Origin of the sequence: Pseudodesulfovibrio sp. JC047 (genome assembly GCF_010468615.1) — a bacterium.
Lineage (GTDB): Bacteria > Desulfobacterota > Desulfovibrionia > Desulfovibrionales > Desulfovibrionaceae > Pseudodesulfovibrio.
In genome coordinates this window covers 13,126-25,057 of sequence record NZ_WUEH01000017.1, presented here as the reverse complement: position 1 = coordinate 25,057, position 11,932 = coordinate 13,126, and the positions used below count along the sequence as shown (strand labels likewise).

10 protein-coding genes and 1 other RNA gene are annotated in these 11,932 nt (G+C 52.3%); 1 reads left to right on the top strand and 10 read right to left on the bottom strand.

From position 1 onward, the window contains the following. A complete protein-coding gene (locus tag GO013_RS11755; RefSeq protein WP_163811333.1) occupies positions 1–696 on the top strand; it encodes an SPOR domain-containing protein in 696 nt (231 codons plus the stop codon). A 597-nt stretch (positions 697–1,293) separates the two neighbouring features. Here the strand turns inward: GO013_RS11755 and GO013_RS11750 are convergent. From GO013_RS11750 to GO013_RS11705, 10 genes are all read right to left on the bottom strand, one after another. Continuing rightward, on the bottom strand, positions 1,294–1,986 hold the full coding sequence (locus GO013_RS11750; protein ID WP_163811331.1) for a queuosine precursor transporter: 693 nt from the start codon (positions 1,984–1,986) through the stop codon (positions 1,294–1,296). A 195-nt stretch (positions 1,987–2,181) separates the two neighbouring features. Continuing rightward, a complete protein-coding gene (gene tyrS, locus GO013_RS11745) occupies positions 2,182–3,462 on the bottom strand; it encodes a tyrosine--tRNA ligase (RefSeq protein ID WP_163811329.1) in 1,281 nt (426 codons plus the stop codon). A gap of 45 nt (positions 3,463–3,507) precedes the next feature. Next, positions 3,508–4,284 carry a TIGR00282 family metallophosphoesterase gene (locus GO013_RS11740; protein WP_163811327.1) on the bottom strand — a complete coding sequence of 259 codons (777 nt, stop codon included), beginning with the start codon at positions 4,282–4,284 and terminating at the stop codon, positions 3,508–3,510. Between the two features lie 72 nt (positions 4,285–4,356). Then, a complete protein-coding gene (locus GO013_RS11735; RefSeq protein WP_163811325.1) occupies positions 4,357–5,220 on the bottom strand; it encodes a protein-glutamate O-methyltransferase in 864 nt (287 codons plus the stop codon). Positions 5,221–5,426: 206 nt separating this feature from the next. Further along, positions 5,427–6,983: a ribonuclease Y gene (gene rny, locus GO013_RS11730; RefSeq protein WP_163811323.1), complete on the bottom strand. Its 1,557-nt coding sequence runs from the start codon at positions 6,981–6,983 to the stop codon at positions 5,427–5,429. Between the two features lie 183 nt (positions 6,984–7,166). Beyond that, a non-coding RNA gene (gene ssrS / locus GO013_RS11725) (6S RNA) lies at positions 7,167–7,350 on the bottom strand. Positions 7,351–7,394: 44 nt separating this feature from the next. After that, positions 7,395–7,634, bottom strand: a complete 240-nt coding sequence (gene zapA / locus GO013_RS11720; protein ID WP_239057845.1) for a cell division protein ZapA — start codon at positions 7,632–7,634, stop codon at positions 7,395–7,397. A gap of 24 nt (positions 7,635–7,658) precedes the next feature. After that, positions 7,659–7,838, bottom strand: a complete 180-nt coding sequence (locus tag GO013_RS11715) for a cell division protein ZapB (RefSeq protein WP_163811320.1) — start codon at positions 7,836–7,838, stop codon at positions 7,659–7,661. Between the two features lie 31 nt (positions 7,839–7,869). Then, on the bottom strand, positions 7,870–9,246 hold the full coding sequence (gene glmU / locus GO013_RS11710) for a bifunctional UDP-N-acetylglucosamine diphosphorylase/glucosamine-1-phosphate N-acetyltransferase GlmU (RefSeq protein ID WP_163811319.1): 1,377 nt from the start codon (positions 9,244–9,246) through the stop codon (positions 7,870–7,872). Between the two features lie 702 nt (positions 9,247–9,948). Then, positions 9,949–11,907: a peptide transporter gene (locus GO013_RS11705; protein WP_163811318.1), complete on the bottom strand. Its 1,959-nt coding sequence runs from the start codon at positions 11,905–11,907 to the stop codon at positions 9,949–9,951. Positions 11,908–11,932 lie beyond the last annotated feature (25 nt).

Genomic DNA, 11,932 nt, shown 5'->3' with positions numbered 1-11,932 from the left:
ATGGCGGAAAAAAAAGAACCGAAATACAAGGTCAAAGTCCCCAAGCTCAACGCGACCAAGAAGACCTATGCCTTTTCCCTGTCTCTTTCAGGCCTGATTAGTGCCGTTGGAGCCGGAGTTCTCGCATTAACCTTTTTCTTTGTCATGGGAATTCTCATCGGACGTGGATATCGCCCCGAAGCAGATGTCCCGCCGCTTCAGCAGATCATGCCGTCCGCAGAGCGTTCGCAGGCAGATGAATTGGCAGCACCAAAAGTGCTCGAACTCGAAGAGTTGGACTATGCAGATCGTTTGTCCACACCGACGCAACAGGTCATGGATCAGCCAGAGCCGAAACCGGTGCCCGCCAAGTCCGTAAAGCAGCCTGTCACACCGAAAAAGCAGCCCGTTGTCAAAAGTCCTATCAAGCCCGAAGCGTTTGATCCGGCCACGGCCAAGTCCGGCGAACAGGTCTATGACTATGTCTATCAGGTTGCGTCTTTCAAAAAAGCCGACATGGCTGCAAAGCTCCGCGATGCCCTCGTTGCCGCTGGATTGCGTGCCACGGTCGCCGCAGGCGAAGCCAAAGGTTCAACTTGGCATCGTGTTCAAGTGCTCCACTACGGGACGCCATCATCCACCGATGGCATGAAAGCGATCCTCGCCAAGCATGGCATCAAAAAGCCACTCCTCAAAAAGAAAACACTCTCCCAATAATAAAAAAAGGCGAACCTCACCGTTCGCCTTTTTTTTATACTCTACCGGCCCTACCGGCCCTGCCGGGGGCCGCTTTCAGCGAGACCAGGGCGTTGCCCTGGACCCACCAAAGAACCCTTTGAAAAGGGTTCTCTGGACTTTCCTAAACTTTTTATCGCTCGCTTCGCTCGAAGCTGTCGGCAGCGTGAGTTCGTGCGGCTCTTGGAAAGACGTTGTAAAAAATTGCATTTTTTGCAAGGGTTTTTAATTTTGTAATTTCCCCTTCTTCTCTCTTCTTTCTTTACCCATTCCCTCTTTCATATCCATCCCCTCCTTCTTCAATCCCACTCAATGGATAACGGATGCCCTCGCCGAAGGCGCGCCAAAAAGTTCTGGAAGGGAGTCCAGAGGGGAACCTCTTCCAAGAGGTTCCTCTCTGGCCGTCGGAGACATTCCACACCATACACGACAGCCATGCCCCCACGCGAGCGCACACACCTGCCGAAGGCACATATAAAGTTTAGGAAAAGAGAGAGATAGGGGGTCTGGGGGAAAGGGAGAGAAAAAGCCCTTTTCAAAGGGTTTGTCTCTCCCTTTCCCCCAGTCGCCGAAGGCAATTTATGCTTCTTTGGGAGCCTGGAGTCGATCTGCGAAGAGTCGTTTAGCGAGATAGATGAAGGGTGTATCCAGTCCTGCGACCGCGATTTTGATCACATAGGTAGACAGAAGAATTTCGAGGAAAACGTCCATGGGGAAGAGTCCCCAGAAGGCGATGAAACAAAAAATGGCGGAATCGAGTAACTGACTTATCATGGTAGACGCATTGTTTCGGAGCCAGAGGAGCTTTTCGCCGGTTCGGGCTTTGATGGCGTGGAAGGCCCAGACGTCGTGCAATTGAGAGATGAGATAGGCCATCATGCTGGCCAGGGCGATGCGGGGCATGAATCCGAAGAGAGCGGACAGATGAGGCTGGGCAAAGTCATCGGCTGACGGCTGAAAATAGAGGGCGATTTGCATATAGGTCACCATCATGACTAGCGTGACGAAACCGAGCAGAACGCCTTTGCGTGCTTCTTTTTTGCCATAGAATTCACTGAGCAGGTCAGTGGAGAGAAAGACGCTGGCATAAAGCACGTTGCCCAATGTGGTGGTCAATCCGAAAAGTTCAACGGTTTTCAGCACCTGAATGTTGCAAAGCAACAGGTTGAAAACCATGAGGCCGAAAAGACCGATGCGTCCGAAAAGACGATAGACGACCAGGACCATGGAAAGGTCCACCAATGCGAAGAGTATCCATAACGTTTCATTCATGGGCGTGGGTGTGCCTCTTCTTGGGCGTCAGGTCAAGTATTATGGGGTGCGGCCGGGGGCAGAAAGAGCGGAATTGGGAAGAAAAAGAGGAAGGAGAAAGGGGGACTTTGGGTGATAAAGTGTATCTGAAAAAGTATGTCTATAAAAATGGCCACCTGATTCAGGTGGCCATTCAGTCTGTTCTGTTGGTTGCTGTTACCCTTTGGTAATGAGTCCGTAGTTCTTTTTGCCTTTGCGGATGACAAGAAGTTCTCCGGCGATGAAATCGGAATCAGCGAGTTCCTGATTTTCTTCGAAACGTTCGCCGTTGATGTAGACGCCGCCGCCTTTGACATCCTTGCGGGCCTGTCCCTTGGATTTGACCAGACCGAGGTCAACCAGCATTTGGGGAAGGTCGGGAACATCGCCGGGCGCATAGCGGAAGTTGGGCGCGGATTCCAGGGCTGAACGAAGTGTTCTCGGGTCGATGGCCTTGAGATCGCCTTTGCCGAAAAGGGCTTCGGTGGCGGCCAGAACGCGATCCAATTCCATTTGACCATGAATCATGCGCGTGACTTCTTCGGCCAGTTTCTTTTGGGCAGCACGTTCGTGCGGTGCTTCTTCAACCAACTTTTCGTAGGTCGCAATTTCTTCCTGATCGAGGAAAGTGAAGATCTTGAGAAATTTGACGACGTCGGCATCATCGGTATTCACGAAATACTGATAGAATGCGTATGGCGAGGTCATTTCCGCGTTCATGTAGACCGCATTGCCTTCGGATTTACCGAATTTCTTGCCGGATGCCGTAGTAATTAGCGGGAAGGTCAAGGCAAAGACTTCAGCCTGCTCGCCTTCGTGCGCGGAACGACGCCGGGTGAATTCACAGCCGGAGGTGATGTTTCCCCATTGGTCGCCGCCACCGATCTGCATCCTGCAATTGCGGGTTTTATACAGATGATAGAAATCATAGCTCTGGAGGATCATGTAGGAAAATTCGGTATAGGAGATGCCGGTTTCCTCGCGACCGATGCGACCTTTGACCGATTCCTTCTGCAACATCCAGTTGACGGTGAAGTGCTTGCCGACGTCGCGCAACAGTTCGATGGCGGTCAAATCCTTGGTCCAGTCATAGTTGTTGACGATATCTGGACGATCGCCGGTGTTGCGTTCCACGAAGCGGCGAACCTGAGCCTTGATTTTTTCAAGGCGTTCTTCCATGAGATTGGTATCGGACAGTTCACGTTCCTTGTCCTTGCCGGACGGGTCGCCGATACGCCCCGTGGCTCCACCCATGAGATAGAGCGGGTTATGCCCTGCACGTTTCATGCGAACGAGGCAGAGCAATGGCACGAGGTTCCCAATATGCAGGGATTCCGCGGTGGGGTCGAAGCCGCAATACATGGAGGCTCCGGGGGTGTCGAGATATTCGCGCACCTTGTCTTCGTCGGATACCTGATTGATGAGCCCTCGCCATTTAAGTTCGTCAAAAATATTCACGTTTTTCCCCATTTTTCCCGTAAGTGTTGAATGTCTCACGGTCTGTCATTTATGCTTGAACGTGGTTATCGAAACCGCGTTGCCGGTTGTTTCATCTAAGTCAAAAATCGCGCCTTGTAAAATCCCTGGACCAGAGGCGGCTTCAAGTTTGCGTGGCAGGCCCGTCAGATATCGGTCCAGAATGATTTCTGGCTTCATGCCGAGGCAGGAATCAACGGCTCCGCACATGCCGAGATCCGTGAGATACGCCGTGCCTCCGGGGAGGACCTTGGCATCGTTGGTCTGAACGTGGGTGTGCGTGCCGAGCACGGCGGACACTTTGCCATCCAGAAAATAGCCCATGGCGATTTTTTCTCCGGTAGCTTCAGCATGAAAATCAACAAGTTGAATGGGGATGTCCGCAGGCAGGGCATCCAGGGCCGTTTCCATGGCCGCAAAGGGGCAGTCAATGGGGGGCATGAATGTTCGGCCCATGACGTTGAAGACGGCCACGGGCGGAAATCCCTTCTTTTCAAAGATGCGCAGTCCGGTGCCGGGCAGGTGGTCTGCATAGTTCAGGGGACGGACAATGCGTGTGTCCGAGTCGAGCATGGAATACAGGTCTTTGTATTTCCAAATATGGTTGCCGCCGGTGATGCCATCCACGCCAGACTTGAAGAAGTCCTTGGCGTGTTTTGCTTTCAGCCCATAGCCGCCGCTGGCGTTTTCTCCGTTGACGAAGATCAGATCAATGGATTGTTTTTCCTTGATGGAACCGAGAGACTTTTTGAGGGCTGTGCGTCCGGGAATGCCGACAATATCGCCGAGAAACAGAATACGCATGAGACTCCTGTCAGTGAATGGCCGTGACAAACGGCGGTTGCGTGGGGTGAATGGGTGAATGGTGCGGAAAAATTATACTCGTTGAAAGACCGTGGGGGCAACCTGTTTGAGAGGCAGGGTCAGCCCGGACAAGCTTTCCGAATGACCGATGAACAAATACCCACCCGGTTTCAGGTTGTTGCAGAATTTGGCAAAGAGTGTTGCCTGGGTAGGGCGGTCGAAATAAATGACCACATTGCGACAGAAAATGATGTCTTGTGGATGTGGCAATTTGAAATTTTCCATGAAGTTCAGCCGTTGAAACGAGACCTTGTCGCGAAGAATTGCATCCATCTTGACCAGTTTCTTGCTCTTTGATTTGAGCATGTACTTTTTTTTGTACTGCATGGGAACGTCATCGACTTTTTCCATGGCATAGACAGCGTCACTCGCTTCAGTCAGAATTTGGCGAGAAATGTCAGTCGCCAGAATGGAAAAATCGAAGCCGTGATGTGTGGCGCGCCACTCATGGAGGACCATGGCGAGGGTGTATGGCTCTTCGCCACTGGAGCATCCGGCAGACCATATTCGCAATGCCCTGTTGCGGCCAATGCCACGGCTCCAGAGTTCCGGCAGGACTGCGCTGTCCATGATATCCCAGTGTTTGGGCTCACGGAAGAAATGTGTTGTGTTGGTGGTGACCACGTCAATGAGGTGAGATCGTTCTTCTTCGCGTCCTTTTTCGGAGAAGACATATTCGCAATATTCCTTGTACGAAGCCATGCCAAGAGCACGGAGCCGTTTTTGAAACCGGCTTTGCAACAACACGCGTTTGGTCGGTGGCATCTTGATGCCAAATTCTGTGTGAATGAGTTCGCTGAACCGTCGAAATTCGGTGTCGCCCATCTGGGACTGGGTGACGTTAATGGGCTTGTTCATTGCGTGTTTTGTATCCATTCCGTGTCTGTGGCTGGTCCCGGAAGAGACCCATTGCCGAGTGTTTTTCCCGTGTTTTGTGCGTCATGGGATATCGTTCTGTGATGGTAGAATACCGGAATTTCTCGATGATGCCATGATAATATGCATCAGGAATTTGTCTTTGAGACAGGTCTTTATCGAAAAACGCACCCGGCCATGTCGATGACCGGGTGCGTGTATGATGTCTATTTTGCGTAGCCGACAGCGCGTTTTTCTCTGATGACCGTGACCCGAATCTGGCCGGGATACGTCATGTTGTTTTCGATTTTTTCGGCAATGTCCTTACAGAGGACGTAGGTATTTTCATCACCGATTCTGTCAGAATCGACGAGAACTCGAATTTCACGTCCGGCCTGGATTGCGTAGGCCTTTTGAACCCCGTCGAATCCGGTTGCCAAGCCTTCCAATTCCTCAAGCCGCTTGACGTAGTTTTCAAGCAGTTCTTTGCGTGCGCCAGGGCGTGCGCCGGACAGAGAGTCCGCAGCCTGCACCAGATTGGCAAGGATGGTCATGGGCGGTGTGTCTTCGTGGTGAGCCGCGATCGCGTGGATAATCGCTTTGGATTCTCCATGCTTTTTGGCCAGGTCCGCGCCGATGATGGCATGTGGTCCTTCGATTTCGTGGTCCACGGCCTTGCCTATATCATGCAGCAGACCGGCCCGCTTGGCTTCTTTTTCATTCAGTCCCAATTCAGCCGCCATGACGCCGCATAAGAATGCGACTTCCATGGAGTGCTGCAGGACATTCTGGGAGAAGCTGGTGCGATAATGCAGCCGTCCGAGCAGGTTGATGACTTCCGGGTGGATACCGTGAACACCAACGTCAAAGGTGGCCTGTTCGCCAATTTCCTTGAGCTTGGTGTCCATTTCGCTTTCGACCTTGCTCACGATTTCTTCAATGCGTGCAGGGTGGATACGACCGTCGTGAATGAGGCGTTCGAGTGCTTGTTTGGCGATTTCCCGTTTGAGCGGGCTGAATGCGGATAAAACAACGGTTTCCGGGGTGTCGTCGATAATCAGATCAACGCCGGTGGCGGCTTCCAGAGCGCGAATGTTGCGTCCTTCGCGGCCAATGATGCGGCCTTTCATGTCTTCGGACGGCAGGGCAACTGCGGTGACGGTCTGTTCTCCGGCGTAGTCACCGGCATACCGTTGCAGAGCGAGAGACAATACTTCTTTTGCCTTTTTACTGGCGGTTTCCTTGGCTTCCATCTCGATGCTGCGGATCATCTTGGCCGCTTCATGCCGGGTCCGTGATTCTATTTCCTTGAGCAGGTCTTCCCTGGCTTCCTCAACGGTCAAACCGGATATTTCCTGAAGTTTTCGTTCATGCTCATCGGCTTTGTGTTCCAGGTCTTCCTCAAGGTCGCCAAGATGTTTTTCCTGTTTGATGAGCTGTTTTTCCAGTTCGACTATCTGTGCTTCCTTGTCAGCGACTTTTTCGCGCTTGGTATCAAGGCGTTCTTCTTTTGAATGGAGCCGTTTCTCTTCGTTTTTGAGTTGGCTTTCGCGGTCTTTGAAATCCCGTTCCAGCTCTTTTTTCTGGCTGTAAATCTCGTCCTGTGCCTGGAGCCGTGTTTCCTTTTTCAAGGCTTCACTCTCTTTTCTGGCTTCGGAGACGATGCGCTCCGCCAGGCCCTTGGAGTCTGAAATCTGTTTGTCCGACATATATTTGAAGAACATGAAGCCGGTTCCTAGCCCGACCGCAATTCCTCCGCCGACCATGGCGATTTCGGTTAACATGGAGTCACTCCTTGATTGTATGTTGACAGACTTAGGCGGTCTGTTGACGCCGCAATGCAACTTGAAGAGTACACCAACAGGTACTCTTATGCGAAGGAGTGAAGAAGGGGGATTTTTAACGAAAGGGGAGTGTCACTATATAGCGCTCTGAAAATGCCGTTCTTTGCCGGTCAGAGAGCTTTATAAATCCCCGGGGAGCCGTGTGGCCTGTTTGTTTTGAACCTGGCATGTCCAGGTGGGCATGACTCGTGAACCTTTAGGCTTCCCGGTTATACCGGGCTTGCTCACCAGCTCACTGGAGTCGGCGCCCTTTTTCAGAGTATTGGCTCAATAACACTCCAGACCATCACGCACGCCCCAGGGGGAAATCCTTTCCGACCTTTGGTCCCGTCCATGTATCGGGACGGGTCTCTATGAGGTCTTTTTTAAAATCTCTTCAACCTTCGTTTCCAGCCGCTCCAGTTTGTCTGTAGTGACTAGATAGTCATCCGCCAAGCTGAGAAGGAGATAGACCAGCAATTTTTCCTTGCTGATGTCACCCGCTCCGGCAACAAGCTCTTGGTGCTTGTTTTCAATGAACGCTTGGGCAGCTTCAATGCGGGGGTTATCCGCATCTGTTTTGAAGGATATTTCGAGTCCCAGCAGAGTCAACGTGTATCGTGGCATCGTAACGCACTATTCTTTCAGCTCGTTTTGGATCTTTCCAAGCAAGGTGTCGATGCGAGATTCGATGTCTTGACGCGTCTGTTTCTCGGTCTCGACTTCTTCCCTCAATAGCTGGTTATATTCTTTTAAATCGTTAATTTCACTCAACAATTTGTCAAATTTCTCTTCAAGTTGGGCTACAAGTTCCATAGAGTATATCTAGTCCTTTTTTTTTAACAAATCAAGACTTCTTGAGTCTGCGTTTGATGTTTATCTGTCTGCCTCGGGCCACGGCTCCCTGTCCATCCGGGACATCCTTCGTGATGGTTGATCCGGCTCCGACAAGGGCGTCTTTTCCGATGGTGACCGGGGCCACCAATGCTGTGTTGGAGCCGATGAAGGCCCCTTCCCCAATCGTGGTGGGAAATTTGTTTTTGCCATCGTAGTTGCAAGTGATGGTTCCGGCTCCGATATTGGAACCTGCTCCGACCTCGGTATCACCAAGATATGTCAGGTGATTCGCCTTGGCCCCTTCACCCAGGGTTGCTTTTTTCATCTCCACGAAATTGCCGATACGGGCATCCCTTTCCATCACGGCACCGGGGCGCAGGCGGGCATACGGTCCGACACGGCATCCTTTGCACACGATGGCGCCTTCAATGTGATTGAACTGGCGGATATCACTTCCTCCCTCAAAGGTCGAGTTCAGGATGTAGTTGTACGATCCGAGATGTGCTTCCGCTTCGACGGTTGAGTTTCCGTAAATTTCGCAGTGGCCGAATATTTCTGCTCCCGGCTCGACACGAACCTTGGGACCAATGATGACGGTTTCCGGATTGTGGATGAGCACGCCTGCATCGAGCAGGTCATTGACGATCTGGCTGCGCAGTGTGTTTTCCGCCGTGACCAGTTCTCTCGGAGAATTGATACCCATGAGGCTGATGTCGTCGCCGCACTGGACGCCGTCAATAGTCAAGCCTTCCTGGACAGCCAGTTCCACAATGTCCGTGATATAATATTCGCCCGATTTATTCTCATTCTTGAGTTTTGAAAGCAGCGGTCCGATAGTGTCTATCTTGAGCAGGTACACGCCTGCATTGACCTCGCCAGTGACCGGGCCATGTCTATTCAGATCATAGTCTTTGGCTTCCACGATCGCCGTGATTCTGCGTTCCGGGTCACGAACAACTCGTCCAAATGCGCCGGTGTCACGAGGGGTGATCGTCATGAATGCCACATCGCAGCACCCGGCGACGTTTGTCAGTCGATGCAGTGCGTCTACCGTCACCAATGGTGTGTCGCCATTAATGACCAGACAATGGGTCGCGCCTGTTTTTACAACCGCATCCCATGATACCTGCAATGCGTGGCCAGTACCAAGTTGTTCATCTTGTGTGATGAATTTTGTTTTTCTGTCCGGGAATGCCCTTTGGACCGCTTCCGCGTCATGACCGACAACGGTCAGGATGTTGTCCTGCATGATCGGTTTGAGGGCGGCATAGACATAATGCAGCATCGGCTCGTTTAAAAGCGTCTGCAAGACCTTGGCCTTGGAAGAATGCATTCGTGTCCCTTTGCCAGCGGCCAGGACCAAAGCAGTGATTTTCGTATCTGACATTATTTTCTCCGTGTCTTTCGTTACAGGCACGATTGGTATCAATGGTTCGTCGGAAAATAATTTACCTGCTTGACGACAAAAGAACAAGACCCGTTTGCAGAAACATGCCCCAGTGATTCTGAATACATATCGAATAGTTTTATTCTCATATCCTCTCTGTTCTTTTTACAACGATAGGGCATGAGAGGTGATGCCTCCGGCGGCCCCTCGCCGGGGTGGCGTGGAATGTCTCCGACGGCCAGAGGGGAACCTCTTGGAAGAGGTTCCCCTCTGGACTCCCTTCCAGAACTTTGTATCGTGCCTTCGGCGAAGTCTCACGATATCCATTGAGTGGGATTGAAGAAGGAGAGAGAAGAAAGAGGGGGTAATTAAAGAATTAAGAGACCCTTGTACAAAATATTTCTTTTAAGATATTTCAAAAGGGTCTGCAAAAAAAGCAATTTTGTACAACGTGTTTCCAAGAACCGCATGAACTCACGCTGACGACAGCCCTCGCGAAGCGAGCGATAAAAAGTTTCGGCGACCAAAGGCATTTCTCAATCCTTTTTTCCCACTAAATATCACGAACTCACGCTGACGACAGCCCTCGCGAAGCGAGCGATAAAAAGTTTTGGAGAGTCCAGAGAACCTTTTTCAAAAGGTTCTCTGGCAGGTCCAGGACAGCGTCCTGGTCCCGCTGAAGGCGACCCCCGGCAGGGGGGGTCAATAGGCCAATCGGCCGAGGGATTTCATGATGAGGGTGCAGCCCATGGCGAACATGCCGGTGAGTCCCATACCGCAGGAGAATCCGGCGAGGAGCACGGGCGCATAGTGTCGCCATTGTTTGCCGTATTTTTTGAGAAAGTAGAATCGACCGAGCAACGCGCCGATGACTTCGAGTAACATGCCGTGCGGTGTTGATTGGCCGAGTCCTCGCACCACACCGTAGACGAGCAGGACGGGAAGGCCAAGGACGTTGAGAACCGAATAGAGAATGAGTCCCAACCCGAGACCGGAAAAGACGATGGGACCGGACAGTGCCTCGAAAAAGAGCGAGTTACCTTCGAGGGTGGAGGTCTGCATGAGCAGGGTGTTGAGGGCCTGAAGATGCCAGAGTTCCTGGGCAAAGGGGTATTCGGGTGACGGGATGGGCGCGAGTTGCCAGAGGAATTGGGAAAAGAGCAATGATGAGACCATGACAATGGGAAAGACGATGATTTCCGCCTTGATGATGCCGCGCAGACTGGTTCCGGTCAGTTCGATCTGGCGAAATTGGACCGTGGCTTCGCCGTAGTTTTGAATGGGAATGGGGGCGTACCAGATTTCGAGTCCTTGATATCCGAAGAATTTTGCTCCAGCGATGAAGGAGAATTCGCGAACCATGGGCAACGCGATGAACTGCCCGGCAATGCCTTCCATGCGTGCAGTGATGTAGGAGATGATCGGGGTGTAGATGAAACCGTAGATCACGAAGAAAATCCATGGAAAGGACGGCACCAGCCAGACGCAGAACGCGATGTAGCAAAGCGTGGAGAAGACATAGATGCCGATGGAAACCCAGAAATTGATGTCGCCTCGCCCCTCGGGTGGATTGAACAGGGCGGAGAAATCCAGCCCGTTGCCGCTGGAGCTTCGGAAGGATTGGACGACAGAGTAGATGCCGACGGCACCAATGGCCAATCCGAGGCCGATGCCGAAACTCATGTAGAAATCGAAGTTGTTGGCAAAGACGGTCTCGACAGTGGCCATGCCTGGATGCCAGCGATGCAGGATGCCCTGAGAATAGAGAATGGGGTTGGCGACGATGGTGATTATCAGACCGACCAGCCCACCGATGACCGCCCAGAAGGGGAGCACCATGCCGATGAAGACCAACCCGAGGTCGAATTGAATGCCGGTTGCCACTGCGGGGAGCACGTCTTCGGTGTGCATGGTCAGCTCGATCCATGGGATGGGGATCAAACGGATCGGTTCACTGAAGAGCAGGCCGGACAGGGCCGGGAGGAGGACATAGAAGAAGCCGAAGGCCAAGCCGATGACCCCGCCGATGGAGAAGACCCGCCATTTCCAGCCGGTTTTCTTGTCCTCCGTGGATTCGGCCAGGGCCATGGTACCCAGTGCGCCCACCGGAGCCATGGGGAAGGGGAGCTTTTCCACATCCGACGTGAGCCGGTAGAGAGAATAGCCCAACCCGAAATGGTCGATACGCTGGACGAGTTGCGCGCCCACGAGCAGGAGAATCGGGATCAGCCAATCCCGGTGCATGAAGGTCCGCTCCAGATAGGAGCCTGAGCCGAGAGCCGGAGCCACCCAGTGGGGGATGAATTCGGTCAATCCCAACATTCGTGCCGCGTCCGACTGCACAAGATATTGATTCCATAAGAGACCTTGGAACGGTGACGCCAACGCCGCTCCAGCCATGTAGTAGAGCAGGAATATTTCCTGTTGTTTCAAGTGGGTGTAGGATCTCTTGGCGATTTCGGCAAACAGGATGATCGTGACCCAGCGCGCGGCTGGACCGATGCCTTGTCCGATGACCAATTGCAGATACATGGACCCCGGCATCATCAGGAAACCAATGAAAACGGCACCAACGATCGTTTTCCAATCAAACCCTTCCTCGAACTTGTCGGGGGGCTGCATCAGATCGCGATATTCTTTCAGTTCTTTGTCGTCATACATTCAGGGTGCCTCCGGTAGCCCGTGG